Raw genomic sequence first — 22,487 nt, forward strand, 5'->3', positions numbered from 1 at the left:
TGTAAATATAAGAAGATTGCGGTATTTAGATCAAAAGATAAACTTTTGATTTATCTTGTGTAAATAAAAAAGCCCCGGAATTTTCCAGGGCTTTTTCAATTGTTAATTAAATGAGTTTATTTTTTGTCTTTATCACTTGAAAGATCGATTACAATTGGGGTAGAGATACATAATGAAGAGTATGTACCAATAATACGTCCAATCAATAAAGCGAAGATAAATCCACGGATACTGTCACCACCAAAGATGAAGATAGCGATTAACACAAAGAATACGGTTAATGAGGTTAAAATGGTACGGCTTAAGGTACTGTTTAACGCAAAATTGATCAACTGAATTCTTTCTTCGCCATGTGCATCTTCTTTTCCGTGCTGTGATAAACGCTCACGGATACGGTCAAACACGATAACGGTTTCTGTCATGGTATAACCCATTACGGTTAAGATTGCAGCTATAAAATCTTGTCCGATTTCTAATGGGAATGGTAATACACCGTCTAAAATAGTATAGAAAGATAATACCAATAGTACATCGTGGAATAATGCAATTACTGCACCCAAACCATATTGCCATTTTCTGAAACGGATCAGGATATAGATAAACATTACGATACAAGAGAATAAGATAGCTCCGTACGCCCCATAAATAATATCGCTTGCGATAGTAGGGGTTACTTTCTGAGAACTTCCGATCTCATATTTAGCGCCTAATTCGTCTAAACCTTTTCTTAAAGCTGTTTCTACAATTTTATCAGCATTAGGGTCCTGATCAGAAATATGGTAAGGCGTAGTAATTTTTAAAGAATGGTCTGTGCCGGCAGTTTTTACCAGTGCTTCTTCACCTTCAAATTTCTCTGTTAATTTTTTAGATACATCTTCGGTATTTAAAGCCTTATCAAACTTAACAATGTAAGTTCTACCACCTTTAAAATCGACACCTAAGTGCAGACCGCCATTTTTAACATAGAAAACAACACCTAAAGCAATGATGATAGCCGAAATGGTGTAGTACAATTTACGGTGGCCAACAAAGTTGAATGCTAAATTTTTAAATGCATTACGTGTAAGGTTGTTATCAAAAGTGATGTTTGATTTTTTCTCAATCATTGATTCGAAAATCAAGCGAGAAATCAATACCGCTGCAAATAATGAAGTAAGGATACCCACACATAAAGTAGTGGCAAAGCCTTGAACAGGTCCCGTACCAAATATGAAAAGAATAATACCTAATATGAATAAAGTAACGTTTGAGTCGATAATTGACGACATGGCGTGTTTAAAACCTTCTCTGATAGCTACTGCAGTATTCTTGCCATGTGCCAGTTCCTCACGTACACGTTCAAAGATCAGGATGTTCGCATCTACCGATAAACCGATGGTTAATACGATACCTGCAATACCCGGTAAGGTTAACACTGCGCCAAAAGCGGCCAGCACGCCCATAATAAAGAATACGTTGATCAATAAAGCGATGTTGGCAACCCAACCTGCTTTGTTATAATAAAATGCCATGAAGATCAGGATCACGATAAATGCGATCACGAATGACATTAAACCACTGTCAATAGCTTGTTTACCCAATGAAGGACCTACTACGAAATCTGAAACGATTTTAGCTGGTGCAGGTAATTTACCTGCTTTTAATACGTTTGAAAGGTCTTTGGTATCTTCAACAGTAAAACTTCCGGTAATTGAAGAAACGCCATTTGGAATTTCATTCTGAACGGTAGGAGCAGAATAAACGGTATTATCCAATACAATAGCAATTGCTTTTTTATTGTTTGGATCAGCAGATGCTTCAGCAGTAATTTTTTTCCATTTTGCAGCTCCATCGCTGGTCATGTACATGTTTACTTCTGGTCTGTTATTCTGATCGTAACCATAACGGGCATTAGAAATTGCATCTCCGCCTAAATCCGGACGCCCGTCTAAAGAAGTAACTTTTATAGCATACAATTCAAAAACTTTGGTGCCTTGCATAGGTTTGAGGCCCCACATGAATTTAAGTGTTGCGGGAATTAAAGGTTTTACTTCGGCGCTATGTAAGTAAGCATTAACCCTGGCAGTATCTTTTTGTTGTACCCATCCAACTACTGGTCCCGGACGTAAACCCTGTTGCCCGTTTTCTGCTGTATAAGTAGGGATACTTAAAACAGAGAATAAAGGATTGCTTTTTGCAGTTTCAGCAGCTTTTGCACTTGCTGATGTATCTTGTTTATTTTCTGCTGTAGCGCCTTTAGTTAATCCCGCTAATTTACCGCCTGCATTTTTTGTTGTATCTGCAACTTTTGCAGCAGTTGTATCTTTAACATGATTTTTTACAGATACGGCAAGCGTTTTGTTAATGTTTTCTAAAATACCATAAACGTCTTCGTTTTGATATACTTGCCAGAATTGTAATTCGGCAGAACCCTGAAGCAATTTACGTACACGTTCTTTGTCCTGAACACCAGGCATTTCAATAAAGATACGGTTAGAACCTTCCTGCTTTTGCATATTAGGGCTAACTACACCAAAACCATCTATACGACTACGTAAGATGATAAAAGAACGGTCTATAGCGCTTGTAGCTTCTTTATTTAAATAAGTTTTGATTTCTGAATTGCTGGCATTTGGACTCAACTGATTAGAGTTATCAGGATTTACAAAGAAATCGGCCAGTTTGCCATTTGGAACAAGTTTTTCATATTCATTAACAAACAAAGAGATGAAATCTTTTCCACCTGCATTCATTTGAACTTGTGCATTTTGCAAGGCTTTGTTAAAATTCTCGTCTGAAGTATTACCCGCTAAAGACTTGGTAAGTTCAGCTAAAGAAATCTCCATGGTAACATTCATACCACCTTTAAGGTCTAGCCCTAAGTTAATTTCCTTGCTTTTTACCTGTTGGTAAGTTAATCCGAAAACTGGATATACAGGTACTGTAGCCATCGAGTCTAAATAGGCTTTTTCTTTAGCCTCATCGCCTTTGGCGTATTCTTTGGCTTTTTTCTCTACGTTATAAGTAACTAAATTGAAAGAAAGTGAATACAGACAGACAATACCCAGAAGTATTGCCATAAATTTAATAAAACCTTTACCTTGCATTGTTTGTTTATTGTTTTTCTATTCTATGCTAATTTTTTACAAGTCGGCAAATCTAATTAATTTTTTAATTAATAAAACCCCCTAATGTAATTTTGTTATATATAAAGTGTTACATTCTTTCTAATGTTGAAAAAGTGTAGTCAAATTCATTTTTATCGTCGGCTTTATTTTCTACTTTTTCGGTCTCTTTCCATATACTTTTATCTATTTCAGGGAAAAAAGCGTCGGCATCAAAATGATGATGTACGGTAGTAAGATAAATTTTGCCGCAAAAAGGCAAGGCTATATTGTAGATCTGCTCACCGCCTATAATATATCCCTCTTCGTATTCGCCTAACAAGTCAATTGCATTATCTAAGGAATGTACAACTTCTGCACCTTCAATTTTGTAATCTTTGTTGCGGGTAATTACAATGTTCCTGCGGTTTGGTAGCGGCCTTCCAATAGATTCGTAGGTTTTTCGTCCCATAATAATGGTATGTCCGCTCGTTATATTCTTAAAGTGCTTTAAATCAGCTGGTAAATGCCAAAGCAGCTCATTTTCTTTACCAATGGCATTATTGGCAGAAACTGCCACTACAATGGATAATTTTTTGTTCGTTATAATCATTAGGTTATTGATTTTCCAAACTTCATTAGAGAATTTTTTCTATTAAACATATACTTCAATATCTTCTAATTTTTGGTAAGCTGTAGTTGTTTTTGAGCTAAAAAATATCGTTGATCAATTTACTAATCATATCGATCTAAACCGCAACTACACCCTTTATATGAGGATGGGCGTCATAGTTTAATAAGGTAAAATCTTCGTATTTAAACTCAAATATATCTTTAACATTTGTGTTAAGCTGCATTCGCGGTAAAGGTTTGGGATCACGGCTTAATTGGAGTTTAGCCTGCTCAATATGGTTATTATACAAGTGAGCATCTCCTAAAGTATGGATGAAATCTCCGGGTTGCAGATTGCATACTTGTGCAACCATCATGGTCAATAATGCGTAAGAAGCAATATTAAAAGGTACGCCTAAAAAAATATCTGCACTGCGTTGGTACAATTGACAGCTCAATTTGCCCTCGGCAACGTAAAACTGAAAGAAAGCATGGCAGGGTGGCAGGGCCATATGTTCAATCTCGCCTACGTTCCAAGCCGAAACAATAATCCTTCTGCTATCAGGATTATTCTTGATCATGTTAATTACCTGCGTAATCTGGTCTATATGCTTGCCATCTGGTGTAGGCCATGAACGCCACTGAGAACCATATACAGGACCCAAATTTCCGTTTTCATCAGCCCATTCGTCCCATATGCGCACACCGTTTTCTTTTAGGTAATTGATATTGGTATCGCCTTTTAAAAACCATATCAATTCATGTATGATCGATTTTAAATGCAGTTTCTTTGTGGTTACAAGCGGAAATCCTTCCTGTAAATTAAATCGCATCTGATAGCCAAATACGCTGATGGTACCCGTTCCGGTTCTGTCGTGTTTTTGCGTTCCGTTATCCAGCACATGCTGCATTAAATCTAAATATTGTTTCATGGTGAAGGTTTTATCAAAAAAACTCAGGATTTGTACAAAACTAATAAAATTACCCCGCTATCATTTAAGGTGGCCGAGTTGATTTTTCCACAATTAAGGCTTACATAAAATAATTAGGCTTAGCCTTACTTAAAACATCTTTTTTTAATTTAGCAGCATAATATATAGCAATGTTTATAAGAAGGTTTGTAGTTACATTAGTTTTTAAGTTGTTTGTTACATGCAGTATGGCGCAAAGTGCAACGGCGCTTAAGTTAAATGATGCCGCAATTGGGCTAACAAACCAGAAAGTGGTTTATGACCCTTCTTATTTTAAAATAGCTTACCCAAATGGCGATGTACCGGCAAACAAAGGTGTTTGCACAGATGTGGTTATACGCGCATACAGAAAATTAGGTATAGACCTGCAACAATTGGTACATGAGGATATGAAAAAGAATTTTAATCTTTACCCAAACAAGTGGGGTTTGCGTAAACCCGATACCAATATAGATCATCGCAGGGTGCCGAATCTGATGGTGTTTTTTGGCAGAAAAGGCGTAAAGAAAGGTATATCGGATCAAGCAGCAGATTACCTCCCCGGTGATATTGTTTGCTGGGATTTGAATGGAAAGCAAAGCCATATTGGATTGGTGATCAACAGAAAGTCTGCCGATGGTAAACGTTATTTAATTGTACATAATATTGCCAATGGGCAAGAAATTTCAGACTGCTTATTTTCGTGGAAGATTATAGGCCATTACCAATATAACCTATAGTTGAACTATATATTCTTTAATGACGCATAATTAATCACAATAAGATGCTAACTTTTGCAAATGCTAAAATCAATTTAGGGCTTTTTTTAACTGAAAAGAGGGCCGATGGTTACCATAACCTGCAAACGGTTTTCTACCCTATAAAGATTTATGATGTAATTGAACTGATTGATGCAGATGAGACATCTTGTATAGTTAAAGGGATTGATGTGCCGGGAGCAGCAACAGATAACATTTGTCTGAGTGCTTTTAAAATGTTGCAGGCAGATTTCAATTTACCACAGCAACAAATTCTTTTATTAAAGAATATACCAGTTGGTGCAGGCTTGGGAGGTGGTTCTGCTGATGCTGCGTTTTTAATTAAATTGATCAATGATAAATTTAATTTGGGGATCAGTATAGCTGAAATGGAAAATTACGCTCGTAAATTGGGTGCAGATTGTGCTTTTTTTATTCAGAATAAACCCGTTTATGCTTTTGGAAAGGGCGATGAATTTGAGAAAACGGAGATAGATCTAAGCTCCCATTTTCTGGTACTGGTAAAACCTCCTGTTCATGTATCAACGGCACAGGCCTATGCCAATGTAAGCGTAAAAGAACCATTGCAAAGTTTAAAAAAACTTACAGGGCTGCCTTTATCCGAATGGAAGGACATCATATTAAATGATTTTGAACCTTCTGTATTTGCTGCATTTCCGCAGATTGGTGAAATTAAGGCAAAACTCTATGAAGCAGGGGCCCGGTTTGCATTGATGAGCGGTAGTGGTTCTTCTGTGTTTGCCATTTTTGACCAATCTGTGCAATTACCTGAACTGGAAAAAGAGAATTTGGTTTTTTATAACATATAGAAGCAAAAATATCTAATTATCTTTTTGTAAAAAGCGGTTTATCTCTTTTTCCAAATTGCTCGAACCATCATCATTTTTCCCGAAACCTGAGAAGCGGGATACGATTTTTCCTTCAGGATCAATGAGAACAAAAGTAGGATAGCCTGATACACCATATTTTAAGGTAATTTCGCTATCCGAACCCTTACCATCCCATATGCAAAGCCATTTGGGCTGATCTCTTTTTATGCCTTCCTGCATCACTGCTTTGTTTTTTTCAGCATAAAAACTAATAATCTGCAAGCTATCTGCATATTTAGTGTTTAATGCATTAAGGGCATCTGCTGAAAGTATGCAGGGGCCACAATAAGTTTCGGTAAAATCGAGCAGAATGTATTTTCCTTTGAAATTGGAAATCCGGTACACCTTATTGTTAAGATCTTTGGCTTCAAAATCAAAAAACAGATCTCCTTTTTTTACCGGATTGCCTACTTTGATGTAATTGCTTATCCGTTGTCCAAAAGAACTGCTTTTTAATGCAGTACTTACGGTAGAAAACAATTTTGTAAATTCTACTTTATCTATTTCATTCCTTTTCCAGTATAATTCTTGCAAGCCTGCATGTGAGTTGGTATGCTGTTTAATGAAATTTAATGTAATGTTGTTAAGATTGCTGTCAATGGATTTCATTTCTTTGCTTAAGGCTTGTGTTCTGTGTTTCGCCGTATCAGGCTTTAAACCCAGAAGGTATGGCGCAATGATATTAACAATACTGTCTCTTTTACCCCATAGGGCTTTAGTGTGGTTATTAAGGATATTTGCTACATCTTGCGATTTGGATCCGTTCTTTATCACATCTCGGGGAAAATCCTTGATGTCGCCTTTAAGTTGTATTTTATCTGGACCTATCAATAGGTTGGTATATATGAACTCCTGTTTTGTGGGACGGGCATAGAGCCAAAAGCTTTTAACTGTAGATAGTGATTTTTGCATTGTAAATTTTCCATCTATAATTTCTGTGCTATCAATATCTAAATCTGCATCAAGATCTTTTAAATAAAATTTAGTACCATTTTTAAATCCACTAAAGTTAGCGTTAATTGTATATTTCTGCGCATTTGCGTGTATGCCGTAAATGATGAACAATGCTATGGTAAGGGTTAAATGCTTTTTCATAAAATAATACAGAAGATAAATTATTGTTTTTGCTTAGTTTAGGTAAAGACGATACTTGCTTTAAAATGTTGCACAAGATAAAGAAGTAAATCGTAAAAAAATGTAATGAACTTTTGAAACTTGTATAGTTTGTTTTTTAGAACATTGTTTTGTTGTTTGTTTAAAAAAAATAAAAATACAGAATAATATTTTGCGCAGATGTGCTAAATTTGCCTGCTTAAATACTTTTTCACTTAGAGAACACATCAATGGAAATCAACCTTACACGTAAAAGCGGAAAATTTAATTTTGAGGCTATAAATGAGCAGGGACATACTGTTTTGCTGGATGGCAAACCGGCTATTGGAGGGGAGGGAAAGGGATTTAGACCTATGGAAATGCTTTTGGTAGGCTTGGGAGGTTGTAGTGGAATAGATGTGGTAAATGTTCTGACCAAGCAGCGAGAACCGTTGAATGATATCAAGATCCATATTAAAGCTACACGTAAAGAAGAAGAGATGCCACCTATCTTTGATGTAATAGATATCAGATTTGATTTGTTTGGAGAGGTTAGTGAGGAGAAAGTTAAAAGGGTCTTACAAATGACTTTTGATAAATATTGCTCGGTATCTAATATCTTAGGCCGTTCGGCAACCATCAATTTTAGCTATACTATAAACAGATAATAGACTTATAAATCAGTAGTTCCCATACAATGGAAAATTTTGAAACCATAGCCATACGCACTCAAACAGAAAGAAGTGCCCATAAAGAGCATTCGGCACCTATTTACCTTACATCGAGTTATAAATTTGATGATGCCGAAGAGATGAGGGCTTTGTTTGCCAATGAAAAAGAAGGTAATGTGTATAGTCGTTATTCTAATCCAAATACCTCAGAGTTTATAGAAAAAATGGCTCTATTAGAAGGCGCAGAAGACGGTTTTGCTACTGCAACTGGTATGGCAGCGATATTTACTACTTTTGCTACTTTTCTAAAAAATGGCGATCATATTGTTTCAAGCCGTTCGGTTTTTGGTTCTACCCACCAGCTGCTTACCCATATTTTTTCGAAATGGGGGGTAACTTTTGATTATGCGGATTTGGATAAACCCGAAGATTGGGAAGCATTGATTAAGCCTAATACCAAGCTCATTTTTGTTGAAACACCCTCTAATCCGGGTATTGATATTATAGACTTAGCATTTTTAGCTGATCTGGCCAAAAAATACAATACGATCTTAGTTGTAGATAATTGTTTTGCTACTCCATACTTACAGCAACCGATAAAGTTGGGGGCTCATATTTCTATTCATTCAGCTACTAAATATATTGATGGACAAGGCAGGGCCCTGGGCGGCATCATCTTAGGGAGTAAAGCATTGATTAATGAGGTGGTGGCTTTTGCACGTCATAGTGGCCCTTCTTTATCGCCATTTAATGCGTGGCTTTTGTCAAAAAGTTTAGAAACATTGGCGGTTCGTATGGACCGTCATTGCGAAAATGCCTTAAAAGTTGCGCAGTATCTAGAAAACCATCCAAAAATTAAATTGGTAAAATACCCGTTCTTGCCATCGCATCCGCAGTATGAGATAGCAAAAAAACAAATGAAAATGGGAGGAGGCATTGTAACCATTGTGGTTAAAGATGGTGTTGAAGGTGCACGAAAATTTATGGATGGACTTAAGATGTTTTCTATTTCAGCAAATTTGGCCGATACCCGTTCCATAGCTACACATCCGGCAACAAGTACGCACAGTAAATTAACTGAAGAAGAAAGGAATATTGTGGGGATAGAGCAAGGGTCTGTACGTTTGTCTATTGGATTAGAGCATGTAGATGATATCATTGCCGATATTGAACAGGCTTTGAAAGATTGATAATAAATTTAATCTCATTTTAAAATCCATTGGTAAATGAAATAGCCAATGGATTTTTTTATTATTGTGTATCCAAACCAACTCCTCGGTATTATGAAAATTAAATTAGCCATGATATTACTTTTAGTTTTATCGGTTAATTGTTTTGCCCAAAAAGCCGATATTAAGTTTTATATAGATGCTTGGAAAGTTGCCGATACGAGCCAGACCCACCGTGCCGAGGAAACTTACGATAAAATGAGAGCGCTTAAAGATACCTGCTTATTAAAAGAGACGGTACATGCACTTTATGCGTACCTAGATAAACACCCAGACGACAGATTAAAAGTAAGAATAGATATGTATGATGTGTTAAGTAAAAAACACTACAATCTACAGTTAGTTGATTTGGATTCGGCTAAACTCTACCACGATATCAAGCTTACGCATAAACTAAAGGATGAGCAGCTCAGGGCTGAATTATATACCCTTTATGCCGAAGTAGGGGCTAATAACCATTTGTTGTACAATCTTAAAGCCATTGAACTGGAAAAAAAGCTCGGAATAAAGCATTTCAGGTACATTCATACTCGGTATTTTAATGCCAGTTTAGGCCTTTACCATAACAATGAGTATAGGCAAAGCATCAATTATGGCTTACAATGTCTTGCGTATAAAAACGTTCCGGTGAATACTTGGGATTCAAGGGTCTATGTTTTTCAGCTAGATATAATAGGGGCTTCGTACCTCAAATTGGCAAAATACGATAGTGCTAAATATTACTATCAAAAAATTATTGATACGCTGTCAAAAAAACCGGATCCTGTACCACATATGCAAAAATTATGGTTAGGTATTGCTAAAGGAAACATTGGACATGCATTAATTTTGCAAGGACACGAAGCCGAAGGTTTAGCATTAGTTGACTTGCAGTTAACCTGCAGTAGAGAGGTTAAGTCATTCAATAATATGGCTATTGCCCAAAATATTTTGGCAGCTATAGATTATAGGCATAAAAGATACATAGAGTCACTAAAAAAATGGAGACAGGCGTATGTATGGGCTATACAAAGTGAATATGATATAATTGAGCAGAAGATTTTGGCTCTACAGGGAATTGCAGATAGTTATAGAAAACTTAACCAAACAGATAGTGCTTATAAATACGATCGCCTTTATTTTAATCTTTCCAATCAAAGGGTTGTAGATGTCAATTCAAGGCAACTTTCTGCTTTGAAAGTTAAAATTCAGTTCGATGACATGCAAAATAGCCTTGAGCATATTAACGAACGTTTGGCGCAGGAAAAGTTGATCAGGAACTTGATTTTGATTGGTATTGCCTTGCTAAGCGTTATCAGTTTATTGTTATACAACCGGCAGAGATTAAAAAATATGTACAAGGCCGAAATGCTGGAAAGAGAGCGAGAAATTGCTGAAAAAGAAGTAGTAGAGGCCAAAGAAAAAATCAATGAATTTACCCGAAACATTCGTGAAAAAGAAAATCTGATCAGCGTTCTGAAACAAACTATTGGTAAAAATAATAGTGTAAACAAAGAAGAGATAAAAACTTTAAATGATAACCTGTTAAATTATGTGCTGCTTACCGATAGCGAATGGACAAAATTTAAAGAAGCATTTAATAAAGCCTATCCTATATTTTTCAGCCGATTAAAAGAGCTTATTCCACGAATAAATCCTGCTGAAGAACGCTTGGCCAGTTTGATCTGTCTGCAATTAAATAATCATCAAATAGCCAATATGCTTGGTATAGGAGCGGATAGTGTTGGCCGTAGTAAAAGACGACTTAAAAACCGGATCAATTTACCTGAAGATACTACTCTTGAAGATTATATCTCTAAACTGAATGATTGATTAGTGATTGGTCAATAAGTGTATTACTTATCAAGTTTGTGTTCTTCAACCCTACACCGCTACTGTTAACTCGTTTGTCCGCTTTTTGTCCGCGTTAAAATTTGCAATACTATGCCTGTGTTGCTAAAATTTGTGAATGCTAAAACTTAAAGGCAAACCAAATATTCCAATTATCATCATTATCCTGACCATATGCCTCATGATTTTGACTTGGTTATATTTTTATTATCGTTTAGCAAAAAATTAGAAAGATCTAACTATGCAAGAATTCAATACTCAATATTTTAAAAAAAAATCGATAATGAAAAGATATCTACAATTCCTTTCTTTTAGTATATTTCTATTGTTTATGTATAATGGGATATCAGCGAAAGCAAACTATGATTCTGTTTATAAAAATATTTCTGTCAGCAGTGGGGCAACAAAGGGTGTTAATGGCATTAGTATCCCCATTACCATTAGGGATTTCTCTGTAATTGCACCTAACAAGCATCCCGATTTTGGCATCCCCCCTTCAGGGGCTACATATGGTATGGTACAGCCTGTTTTGGGAGCCGATCGAAAACCTGTAGTGAAAACTTCGCCTTTTCCAGGTAACTTGACCTCCGAAGCCATGTTTAACAAATGGTTCAATGATGACCCACTGAATAAAAAGAAGAGTACTTTTCTTGATTTAACGGAAACCACTCCGGGTAATTTTAGTTTTTCTGATGGTTCTTATTATCCTATAAATGGTGAATTATGGGGCAATGAGGGAGAAGCCAACAACAAGAACTTTACGATAGAAATGCATGCTGAATTTGTTTATGATAATGTTGGTACACAGCAGATTACCATTACTTCTGATGATGATGCCTGGTTGTTTATTAACGGACGTTTAGCGATAGATTTGGGGGGCATACATGGGGCTGCTGCTGCTAATGTAATCTTAAACGCTACAGCTGCAACTACCTATGGGTTAACTCAAGGGCAAACGTATCGTATTGACTTCTTTAAAGCAGAAAGATCAGGGCCTGGTTCGGTTTTAAGCTTTAGTACCAACTTTGTCCTAAGTCCAATTTATGCTCCTGATGCTAATGGTATAGTATATGTAAAACAAAACGGAGCCGGTTCAAAAGACGGTAGTAATTGGGATAATGCAGCAGATGATCTGCAAGTAGCCATCAATACACTCAATGTAAAAGAGGTATGGGTGGCCGCAGGCGAATACCAACCAGCTTTAAATGCCAGTTTTGTGATGAAAGACAAAGTAAAAATTTATGGAGGTTTTCCAACTACCGGTAATCCCACGTTGAGCAACAGAAACTGGAAAAATAATGTTACCATTCTCAAAGGCAATGGCAATAGAGTAATTTATAATAATCTAAATAACCTAAATACTAATGCATTACTAGATGGTTTTACGATAACAGGAGGTACGCTTATTGCCGATGACCAAAATATTTATGGGGCAGGTATGTATAATAATAGCTCCTCACCGGTTATTAGTAACTGTATTTTTAAAAATAATGTAATTACCAGAGCAGCTACAAGTTCAAATACAATTTTTGGTAAAGGAGGGGGGATGGCTAACACTGGCGGTAGCAGCCCACAGATTATCAATTGTGTATTCATTAATAATGAGGCTTATGCAGCGGGCGGCGGTATATATAATGAAAATTCTAAACCCGAAATCAGAGCTTGCATCTTTGCAAATAACATACTTTCAGGAACTGCTTCTCATAATGGAGGCGGAGGTATGGCCAATGCAGGTTCATTATACCCAGCTGGCCTTACCAGTTGTGTTTTTGTAGGCAACCAGGCATATGTTGGCGCTGCGATTTATAATAGCTCTACTAGCGTTGTAAATCAGCAAATTATAAATTGCACGTTCAATAAAAACAATTCTACTTCTTCTCTTAAAGAACCGATCTACCATAATAACAGTGCTTTTACTTTTATTAACACTATTGTGTGGGACAATACAGGGACTTTGAGTGTAGCAAAGCAGAACGGACCTGAACCGGTAGTACAATACAGTTTATTGCAAGGTTTAAATAGCACTAATGATGGTAATCTTGACGCTACGAACGTTAATAATGCCCCACAATTTGTAGATGATAGCAATCCATCGGGTGCAGATGGCGTATTTGGTACGGCTGATGATGGTTTAATGTTAAAAAAGACCAGTCCTGTAGTTAACAGGGGAGATAATACTTTATATGGGACAAATTTAGCCTTGCATACCGATGCGGCAGGTAACCCTCGTTTGTATGGAGGTGCTATTGATATGGGAGCTTATGAAAGCTCTTATAATCCTCCCATACCCGATGTAAATGGTATTATCTATGTAAAACAAGGTGCCTTAGGCACTGCTTTGGGTAATAGTTGGATTAATGCTGTACCTGAACTGGCTGATGCCATGTTAGCTGCAAAAAACCTGAATACGGCCAATGCCGGTACGGTGAAAGAGATATGGGTGGCAAAAGGTACTTATAAACCTAAATATAGCCCTCAAGATGGAGTTAATTTTGGTACAGATAAGGGACGTGACAATACCTTTCTGTTGGTAAGTAATGTGAAAATTTACGGAGGATTTCCTGGAACTGGCAACCCAGATATGACTGATAGAAATTGGAAAGTAAATCCATGTATCCTAAGCGGTGATATAGACAATAATGATACTTTTGATGCAAATGGAAATATAACCAGTAACAAGTACACAGGTAATGCTTATCACGTGATAGTTGCATCTGCTGTAAGTAATACAGAGCTTAATGGCTTTACTATCATTAGCGGTAATGCAAGTGGTGGCGGTTATCTAACTATTAATGGTAAATTTATCTATCAAAATAATGGTGGCGGTATATATAACTATTCTTCCAGTCTTATCTTTAGTAATTTAACCGTAGTTAGTAATATGGCAACCAGTGGAGGAGGAATGCATAATACTACTTCATCCAACCCAATTCTTACTAACGTAATTTTTAGTGGTAACTCTGCTGCTTCGGGAGGAGGAATATATAATTCATCTTCTAATCCAACGCTTACCAATGTAATGTTTAGCGGTAATTCTGGTAATCCTAATGGAGGCGCCATATACAATACAAGTTCTGTCCCTATTCTTACCAATGTAACCCTAAGCGGTAATACAGCCACAAACGGGGGAGCCATATATAATAGTGGTTCCAATCCGCAGCTAGGCAATAGCATTATTTACGGTAACAGCTCAGGGATATATAACAGCAGTTCTAATCCCGTAATTTCTTATAGTTTGGTAGAGGGAAATGCTAGCACAACCAACAATAACATTGATGCAACAGGTATAACCGTAAGTCAGATTTTTACCAACCCCTTAACTCCCGCTATGGGCACCAAGGGAGATTATACGCTCAAAGCAGGTAGTCCGGCTATTGGTATGGGCAGTAATGCTTTGTTTGCTGGGCTCGATGCCGGTACCAAAGATCTTGCGGGTAACCTTAGGTTAAATGGAAGTAATATTGATTTGGGTGCCTATGAATACCAGTCTACTTTGCCTATAAGTTTAGGAAATTTTACAGCTACGGTGCAAAATAACAGTGTTAAGTTCCAATGGAACACCCTGTCTGAAAATAACAATAAAGAATTCATACTCAGTCGCAGTGCTGATGGCCAAACGTATATGGAACTGGGTAGAATAGGGGGAGCAGGAACTACGCAAGCTCCACATAATTATACATATTATGACAGCAATCCTTTAAATGGGATTAACTATTACCAATTAGAACAGCAAGACTATGACGGTAAAATAACTTTAATAGGTGAAAAAGCCTTAAAATTTGGTTTGGTGGCGGTAGATTTAAAAGCCTATCCTAACCCTACCTATAATACTGCCAGTGTGAAATTTACCAGCGGTTTATACCAAAAATCTTATTTAACCGATTTAACAGGACGTTTATTAAAAACCAAAGAAATAAAGGTAGGAGAGGACGAAATTAAATATGATCTTACAGGATATCCCAATGGGATATATTTAATCAGATTAGAGGGGGCTAAGTCGCAAATGCTGAAAGTAATTAAAGGAGGGTAATGAAAAATAAAAAGGAACTTTTTTAAAGTCTTGAAATCCGTCATTCTGAACTTGTTTCATAACCCAAAGCATTGCTGTAGCACCTTTACAAGCAAGACCCTGAAATAAATTCAGAGTGACGACCGATTTTTAGAAAGCCTCTTATAGTGAAAGCCTACTTTGCCAATGCAATTTCATGATCAGATACGGTAATCAGTCTTTCTTTGTATAAACCTCCTATGGCTTTCTTAAAAGCACTTTTGCTTACTTTAAAGCGATAGTATATTTCTTCAGGAGAGCTTTTATCGCCCAAATTGATTTTTCCACCTGTTTCCTTTAGCTCATTTAAGATTATCTCTTTGGTGTCTAAAATATGTCCAAAGCCCGATGGTTGCAGTGTAAGGTCAATCTTACCTTCAACCCTTATTTTCTTAATCCAGCCTTTGCAACGCATGCCAGGTTCAAGACGGGTAAACAATTCATTATTATAAAGCAAACCTATAAACTCATCATTAATGACGGCATTGTAGCCCAAATCAGATTTATCTACAATTAACAAATTAACCGCATCGCCTTCCTCAAAGTCATGATCAAAATGCTCAACAAACTTGTCTATTTTAGATGAGGCCAGTAAGCGATCAGAAATTTCATCAACATATACATACACTACATAACTCTCATTACGTTGCATCGGTCTTTTTTGCTCACGATTAGGAACAAAAACATCCTTGTCTATACCCAGATCTAAGTAAGCTCCGTCGTCTGTTACATCAACAACGGTCAACAGCGCAAATTCATTGGCAGTAGCTAAAGCTTTTTTGGTTGTGGCAATAGTTTGATTATCCTTGTTTTTATAAACAAAAACCTCAATGTTATCGCCAAGTTCTATGTTTTTAGGTACTTCTGTAAAAGGTAGAAGTACTTCTTCGCTGCCATCAGATAAACTTAATCCCTGGCTATTTTTAGCCGCTACACGTAAATTATTGTATTCTCCTATTCTGATCATGATGTATAATTATAGTGCAAAGATAGTTTATCAGCCGATTTTTATAGCATAAAAAAATGTGCCTGAAAAATACTTTCAGACACATTTTACGGTAATAACAATACTTGTTCTTAAATAGCTTTGGTCATTTCAGCAAGAAATGCTCTGGTTTCGTTATCCAATAAGGGGCTAACTTTTTCATAAACTTCTTTATGGTAATTGTTTAGCCAGTTAATATGATGTTTCTCCAGTAATTCTGTTTTTACTAAAGTAGTATCAATAGGCGCTAAGGTAAGAGTCTCAAATTTATAGAATTCATTGAACTCGTTTATCTCATCCTTAACGGTTAATACTAAATTTTCTATACGCACGCCATGTTTGCCTATACGGTATATTCCCGGTTCTATTGAAGTAATGCTACCTGGTTCTATGGATACAGGGGTTGCAGAAGTGTTAAATATATGCGGTCCTTCATGTACATTCAGAAAATATCCAACGCCATGTCCGGTTCCATGCCCGTAATTTAAAGCATGATCCCACATAGGCTTGCGTGTAATAGCATCAATGGCATAACCGCAGGTACCCTTAGGGAAACGGGTGCAACTGCCCTCTATCATGGCTTTAAGTACCAGAGTATAGTCTGTTTTTTCTTCTTCGGTGTTGTTGCCTAAAGGAATAACACGTGTAATATCTGTAGTGCCGTACTGGTATTGCCCACCAGAATCTACAAGAAACAGGCCTTCTGGCTTTATGGCTACATCACTCTCAGGTGTTGATGAATAATGGGGTAAGGCACCATGTTCTTTATATCCGGCAATGGTGTTAAAACTTTCGCCTACAAAACCTTCCTGAGCTGCTCTAAACTGTCTTAGTTTTTCAGCAGCAGAGATTTCCGTAATTTCTGTTTTGCCCACATTATCTTTGATCCATTTAAAGAACAAGGTCATGGCTGCGCCGTCTTTAGCCATGGTAATGCGTGTGTTTTTTATTTCGGTTTCGTTTTTAATTGCTTTAAAAACGGTAGAAGGATTGGTGTCTAAAATCTTATGTACTGAAGCAGGTATTTTTTTATACAAAGCAAAACAATTGCGCTTAGGATCTACAAAAATACTTGACTGCGCAGGAATATGTTCAAGGTCTGTACGGATAGCGTTATACTCTTTAACCGTAACCCCTGACATTTCTAATTTGGTGATGTTGTGACTGGTTAACTTGGCCTTTTCGATATATAAAGCGGCTGTTTGGCCGGTAATTAATGCAAAGCTTAATACAACAGGATTATAACCTACATCTGTACCACGCAGGTTAAAAATCCATGCCATATCATCTAATGAAGAAATCAGATGATATTCAGCATTGTTTTTTTTCAGCACTTTTCTGATTTCAGCCAGTTTAGATTCAACAGACTGTCCAATAAATTCATCATTAATCAAAAAAGCTAAATTTGAAGGTAGCTGCGGTCTGTTATCCCATATTTTACCTACAAAATCACGGTTAAGAAATTTAATTTGCTTAGATGCAAGCAGTTTTTCAAGGTGCAAGCCTAATACAACAGATACGGTATTTTCGTCAAAAGCCACTGTATCCCCATTCTTTAAATTCTCGGCTAACCATTCAACATATTCAGGAACACCTTGAGCTTTTAATTTAACCAGTTCAAAGCCACTGTTTTTTAATTGTTCTTCAGCTTGAACATAATATCTTGAATCTGCCCAGAGACCTGCAAAATCCTGGGTTATCACCACTGTACTCACAGAACCCGTAAAACCGGTCGTAAAAGCTATAGATTTATAATGTTCAGGAAGGTACTCGCTAATATGAGGATCTGCCGAAGGAATGATATAAGCTGCAATACCTTCGGTATGCATTTGTTGCCTTATGGCATTCAATTTTTCTTTGTAGGTCATAACACAAAGTTTAAAAACTACAGTGATAAATGAAAATTTTAAAATGATTTTTACTTTTAATTGTCTTTAAGATCATGTTATTTTAATATTATAAAGGCTCACTAATGAAAGTTTTACAATTTGCCGTTCCGGTTGCAGCCACGCAAACCATTATGGTTCAGGAAGACCTGATGCCACATTTTTATCCGTATCTGCATAAACATGAAGAAGCGCAGTTGATCTGGATAAAAAAGGGTACAGGCACTTTATTGATCAATAATGATATGCATCTTTTTAAAGGAGGAGATGTGTTTTTTATTGGAGCAAATCAACCTCATTTATTTAAAAGCGATTCGGCATATTTTAAAGAAGATACAGCTTTGAAAATAGAGGCGCTTTCTGTTTTCTTTGATCCTGAAGGTAAAATAGCGGGCGTATTTAAGCTGCCCGAAATGCAGGCGGTAAAACAGCTTTTAAATGAAAAAGTAGCTTTTAAAGTCAGCGAAAAATATCAAGAAAACATAGCGCATCAAATATTGGGTATTAAAAATGCCGAACCCGGGTATGCAATTGTCAAATTTATAGAATTGTTATTAGGTTTACTTGCTATTGGTACCGAGCTTGAAAGTCTGACGGTGATTCAGCATTATTCTACTGATGCCGATGCGCTTCGTATCAATTCGGTCCTACATTTCTTAATGAAGAATTATGAAAGACAATTAAGCCTGGCAGAAGTAGCCGCTTATGCCAGTATGACCCCACAGGCATTTTGCAGGTATTTTAAAAAGCATACCCGGCAAACATTTACTGCCTATATCAATAATCTGCGTATTAATGAGGTTTGCAATAAATTGATTAGAGGAGAATATCCTAATATATCAACAGCAGTTTACGAAAGCGGATTTACCAATATTACAAGCTTTAACAGGGTTTTTAAACAGATGAAAGGCAAAAACCCTAAATCTTATTTAAAACAATATTACGCAAATATAAGTTTGTAGGTTAATATTGGTAAATTATTGGTTAATCAGAGTTAAAAAATGTAAATATCTGATGCTTAAATTTGGATAAACTAAATATTGATCAGATATGAAACATATTGCATGGAAAGGCATATACCCTGCATTATTGACGCCTTTTACGGCTGAAGATGAAATTGATTATCCAATTTTCTTTAAAAATTTAGAGGCACAGATTAAAGCGGGTGTGGATGGAGTGATTATTTGTGGTTCTTTAGGTGAAGCTAGTACGCTAACCACCCCTGAGAAATTAGACTTATTGGATTTTACAGTAAAACATGTAAACGGACGAGTGCCTGTAATTATTAACGTAGCAGAGCAAATAACCAAAGAGGCGGTAAAATTTGCTGAAAATGCAGAGCGTATTGGTGCAGACGGATTAATGGTTTTACCACCTTTGCGTTATAAAGCCTCTGATGAAGAAGTTTTGGCTTTTTACAGTGCCATTGCCGAAACCACATCTTTATCTATAATGGTGTACAATAACCCTGTTGATTACGGCATAAAAATTACCTTAGATATGTTTGAATACCTTTCAAAATATCCTAATATACAAGCTGTTAAAGAAAGTACACGTGATATTTCCAATGTAACCCGCATGATTAATAGGTTTGGCAACCGCTTTAAAATCTTAGGAGGGGTAGATACTCTATCTTTTGAATGTCTTGCGGTAGGGGCAGATGGTCTGGTAGCTGGTTTAGTTGATGCGTTTCCTCAAGAAACAGTTGCAATTTACCGTTTAATTAAAGCCGACCGTTATGCAGAAGCTTTAACTATATACAGATGGTTTTTACCTTTACTGGAGCTTGATATTCATCCAAAACTGGTTCAGTATATCAAACTTGCCGCACAGGCCACAGGAATTGGTTCTGAATATGTACGTGCACCGCGTTTACAATTAAAAGGTAAAGAACGAGAAGAAGTTTTGGCAATTATAGAACAAGGTATAGCTAATCGTCCTAAATTGCCTGATTATTTATCCTTATAAAGATTTTGCCATGTCATTAAATACACAGGAGTTAGATAAAATATTAGGAAAAGCCGATCAGGCTTTTCGAATTTACAAGAAAATGAGCTTAAAGCAGCGGGCTGATTTTATGAGGACCATAGGTGAAGAGATTATGGCTTTGGGTGATGAACTGATTAAGACAGCTGCTATAGAAACCAATCTGCCCGAAGCAAGATTGATAGGTGAGCGGGCCAGAACAGTTTTTCAATTGAACAGTTATGGTGAAGCGGCAGAACGTGGAGACTGGCTTGAAGCAAGAATAGATACGGCTGATACTGCAAAAACACCTCCTAAACCTGACCTGAGGAAAATGCTGGTTCCTTTGGGACCTGTACTGGTGTTTGGAGCAAGTAATTTTCCTTTTGCTTATTCAACTGCCGGAGGTGATACGGCTTGCGCTTTTGCTGCGGGATGCCCTGTAGTGGTAAAAGCACATCCGGCTCATCAAAAAACTTCAGAATTGGTAGCACATGCTATTCTGAAAGCAGTAGAAAAATGTAAGATGCCCGATGGAATATTTAACCATATTGTCGAACCGGGCAATGCCATAGGTGAGTATCTGGTAAAACATCCGGTAATTAAAGCTGTAGGTTTTACAGGTTCTTATGGCGGCGGACGTGCATTATTTGATGCCGCTAATCAACGTAAAGTACCTATTCCGGTTTTCGCAGAAATGGGAAGTTTGAACCCGGTTTTTCTAATGCCTGATAAATTGGCTACAGATGCCGTAAATACCGCTAAACTTTACGCAGGCTCTATTACTTTAGGTATGGGGCAGTTCTGTACCAATCCGGGTTTAATATTTGGTATTGAAGGTGAGGCTTTGGATCTTTTTAAGCGCACATTGGCACATGAAATAGAACAGGTTGTTCCATTTAAAATGCTCCATCAGGGTATTGCTGATAATTTCAGCAACAAATTGCAACTATCATTGGAGCAAAAAGAAGTGAGTATTTTGGCACAGAGCAAAACAGAGGTCAAAACAGGTGAAGGTCATATAACTGTAGCTCAGGTTGATGCAGTTACTTTTCTGAACAATCCACTTTTGCACCAGGAAGTATTTGGTCCCTATTCTTTAATCATCAGTTGTAAAAATACAGATCAGATGAAAGCAATTGTAGCCCATCTTGAAGGTCAGCTTACAGCAACGGTTATGGCAACCGAAAAAGATGCAGATCAATACGAAGATTTATTTGCTGATATACAAGAAATATGTGGTCGTTTTATTTTTAATAATGTACCTACAGGTGTAGAGGTCTGCCTGTCTATGCAGCATGGGGGGCCTTTCCCGGCAACAACCGACAGTAGATACACTTCTGTTGGTGCAGATGGTATTAAACGTTTTGCACGTCCGGTGGCTTTTCAGAACTGGCCTGATCAGTTTCTTCCTAAAGAGTTGCAAAATGCCAACCCTTTACATATTTGGCGTACTGTAAACAATCAATTAAGTAAAGAAGCTCTTTCATGAAAAAGACATTCACTTGTATAGATGCCCATACCTGCGGAAATCCGGTTAGGGTAGTAGCTGGCGGCGGTCCAATTTTAAAAGGAAACAATATGATGGAACGTAGGCTTCATTTTTTGGAAGAGTATGATTGGATACGCAAAGGCCTGATGTTTGAGCCACGCGGACACGATATGATGAGTGGCAGCATTTTATACCCACCTGTAGACCCTGCTAATGATATTGGTGTTTTATATATAGAAACGAGTGGCTGCCTGCCCATGTGCGGACATGGTACCATAGGTACAGTAACGATTGCCATTGAAGAAGGATTGGTTATTCCTAAAGTACCGGGTAAACTGCGGTTGGAAACACCTGCTGGCTTGGTGCTAATAGAATATGTACAGGAAGGCGCAAAGGTAAAATCGGTAAAACTGATTAATATTAAATCTTATCTGGCAGCTCAGAATCTAACTGTAAATTGTCCGGATTTGGGCGAAATAAAAGTAGATGTAGCCTATGGAGGAAATTTTTATGCCATTGTTGATCCGCAGGAAAATTTTAAAGGCATAGAAAATTACAGTGCCGATCAGTTGATTAGTTGGAGCAGGACCTGTCGTAAACAGATGAACGAAAAATACCAGTTTGTACATCCTGAAGATAGCAACATCAATGGGTTAAGCCATTTCTTATGGGCAGGAAAGACTTTATCTGCTGATGCTACAGCACGGAATGCTGTTTTTTATGGAGATAAAGCGATAGACCGTTCGCCTTGTGGCACAGGAACTTCGGCTCGTATGGCCCAATGGCATGCAAAAGGCAAACTCAAAAAAGGAGACCAGTTTATCCATGAAAGCATAATCGGTTCAAAATTTAAGGGAACTATTGAAGAAGAAACAACCATCAATGGTATGCCGGCCATCATTCCGGGTATAGAGGGCTGGGCAATGGTAACCGGATATAACACTATTTTTATTGATGATACAGATCCTTATGCACATGGATTTCAGGTTATTTAAG

General features: G+C 37.1%; 16 protein-coding genes. 10 read left to right on the forward strand and 6 right to left on the reverse strand.

What is annotated here, in order from left to right:
- Window positions 1–116: 116 nt before the first annotated feature.
- From secDF to ACLHG9_RS08320, 3 genes are all read right to left on the reverse strand, one after another.
- Entirely contained in the window at window positions 117–3,086 is a 2,970-nt protein-coding gene (gene secDF, locus ACLHG9_RS08310) for a protein translocase subunit SecDF (RefSeq protein WP_410221035.1), read from the reverse strand.
- A 109-nt stretch (window positions 3,087–3,195) separates the two neighbouring features.
- Entirely contained in the window at window positions 3,196–3,696 is a 501-nt protein-coding gene (locus ACLHG9_RS08315) for a dihydrofolate reductase (protein WP_410221036.1), read from the reverse strand.
- 136 nt (window positions 3,697–3,832) lie between these two features.
- A complete protein-coding gene (locus ACLHG9_RS08320; RefSeq protein WP_410221037.1) occupies window positions 3,833–4,627 on the reverse strand; it encodes a thymidylate synthase in 795 nt (264 codons plus the stop codon).
- Between the two features lie 227 nt (window positions 4,628–4,854).
- Here ACLHG9_RS08320 and ACLHG9_RS08325 point away from each other — a divergent pair, with 227 nt between their 5' ends.
- Both ACLHG9_RS08325 and ispE read left to right on the forward strand, forming a co-directional pair.
- A complete protein-coding gene (locus ACLHG9_RS08325) occupies window positions 4,855–5,385 on the forward strand; it encodes a DUF1287 domain-containing protein (RefSeq protein WP_410221038.1) in 531 nt (176 codons plus the stop codon).
- 44 nt (window positions 5,386–5,429) lie between these two features.
- Window positions 5,430–6,233, forward strand: a complete 804-nt coding sequence (gene ispE, locus ACLHG9_RS08330; RefSeq protein ID WP_410221039.1) for a 4-(cytidine 5'-diphospho)-2-C-methyl-D-erythritol kinase — start codon at window positions 5,430–5,432, stop codon at window positions 6,231–6,233.
- Window positions 6,234–6,245: 12 nt separating this feature from the next.
- On the opposite strand, the gene ACLHG9_RS08335 is transcribed toward ispE, so the two are convergent.
- Window positions 6,246–7,388: a redoxin family protein gene (locus ACLHG9_RS08335; protein ID WP_410221040.1), complete on the reverse strand. Its 1,143-nt coding sequence runs from the start codon at window positions 7,386–7,388 to the stop codon at window positions 6,246–6,248.
- Between the two features lie 248 nt (window positions 7,389–7,636).
- Here ACLHG9_RS08335 and ACLHG9_RS08340 point away from each other — a divergent pair, with 248 nt between their 5' ends.
- The 4 genes from ACLHG9_RS08340 to ACLHG9_RS08355 all read left to right on the forward strand — a co-directional run bounded on the left by ACLHG9_RS08340 (window position 7,637) and on the right by ACLHG9_RS08355 (window position 15,145).
- Window positions 7,637–8,053 (forward strand): OsmC family protein, encoded by a 417-nt coding sequence (locus ACLHG9_RS08340; protein WP_410221041.1) that lies wholly within the window; start codon window positions 7,637–7,639, stop codon window positions 8,051–8,053.
- A 29-nt stretch (window positions 8,054–8,082) separates the two neighbouring features.
- The gene (gene metZ / locus ACLHG9_RS08345) at window positions 8,083–9,246 is read left to right on the forward strand and encodes an O-succinylhomoserine sulfhydrylase (protein WP_410221042.1); all 1,164 of its coding nucleotides are present in this window, start codon (window positions 8,083–8,085) and stop codon (window positions 9,244–9,246) included.
- 93 nt (window positions 9,247–9,339) lie between these two features.
- On the forward strand, window positions 9,340–11,097 hold the full coding sequence (locus tag ACLHG9_RS08350) for a hypothetical protein (protein WP_410221043.1): 1,758 nt from the start codon (window positions 9,340–9,342) through the stop codon (window positions 11,095–11,097).
- 301 nt (window positions 11,098–11,398) lie between these two features.
- Entirely contained in the window at window positions 11,399–15,145 is a 3,747-nt protein-coding gene (locus ACLHG9_RS08355; RefSeq protein WP_410221044.1) for a fibro-slime domain-containing protein, read from the forward strand.
- A gap of 154 nt (window positions 15,146–15,299) precedes the next feature.
- Here ACLHG9_RS08355 and ACLHG9_RS08360 read toward each other — a convergent pair whose 3' ends face one another.
- Both ACLHG9_RS08360 and ACLHG9_RS08365 read right to left on the reverse strand, forming a co-directional pair.
- Window positions 15,300–16,130, reverse strand: a complete 831-nt coding sequence (locus ACLHG9_RS08360) for a S1 RNA-binding domain-containing protein (RefSeq protein WP_410221045.1) — start codon at window positions 16,128–16,130, stop codon at window positions 15,300–15,302.
- A 110-nt stretch (window positions 16,131–16,240) separates the two neighbouring features.
- Window positions 16,241–18,016 (reverse strand): aminopeptidase P family protein, encoded by a 1,776-nt coding sequence (locus ACLHG9_RS08365; RefSeq protein ID WP_410221046.1) that lies wholly within the window; start codon window positions 18,014–18,016, stop codon window positions 16,241–16,243.
- A 104-nt stretch (window positions 18,017–18,120) separates the two neighbouring features.
- Between ACLHG9_RS08365 and ACLHG9_RS08370 the strand changes: the two genes are divergently transcribed.
- The 4 genes from ACLHG9_RS08370 to ACLHG9_RS08385 all read left to right on the forward strand — a co-directional run bounded on the left by ACLHG9_RS08370 (window position 18,121) and on the right by ACLHG9_RS08385 (window position 22,486).
- The gene (locus ACLHG9_RS08370; protein ID WP_410221047.1) at window positions 18,121–18,996 is read left to right on the forward strand and encodes an AraC family transcriptional regulator; all 876 of its coding nucleotides are present in this window, start codon (window positions 18,121–18,123) and stop codon (window positions 18,994–18,996) included.
- Window positions 18,997–19,084: 88 nt separating this feature from the next.
- Window positions 19,085–20,002: a dihydrodipicolinate synthase family protein gene (locus ACLHG9_RS08375; RefSeq protein ID WP_410221048.1), complete on the forward strand. Its 918-nt coding sequence runs from the start codon at window positions 19,085–19,087 to the stop codon at window positions 20,000–20,002.
- Window positions 20,003–20,012: 10 nt separating this feature from the next.
- A complete protein-coding gene (locus ACLHG9_RS08380; protein WP_410221049.1) occupies window positions 20,013–21,491 on the forward strand; it encodes an aldehyde dehydrogenase (NADP(+)) in 1,479 nt (492 codons plus the stop codon).
- The gene (locus ACLHG9_RS08385; protein WP_410221050.1) at window positions 21,488–22,486 is read left to right on the forward strand and encodes a 4-hydroxyproline epimerase; all 999 of its coding nucleotides are present in this window, start codon (window positions 21,488–21,490) and stop codon (window positions 22,484–22,486) included. Before ACLHG9_RS08380 ends, ACLHG9_RS08385 begins: the two co-directional genes overlap by 4 nt.
- Window position 22,487: the final 1 nt, after the last annotated feature.

This window comes from Pedobacter sp. (genome assembly GCF_046462515.1).
Lineage (GTDB): Bacteria > Bacteroidota > Bacteroidia > Sphingobacteriales > Sphingobacteriaceae > Pedobacter.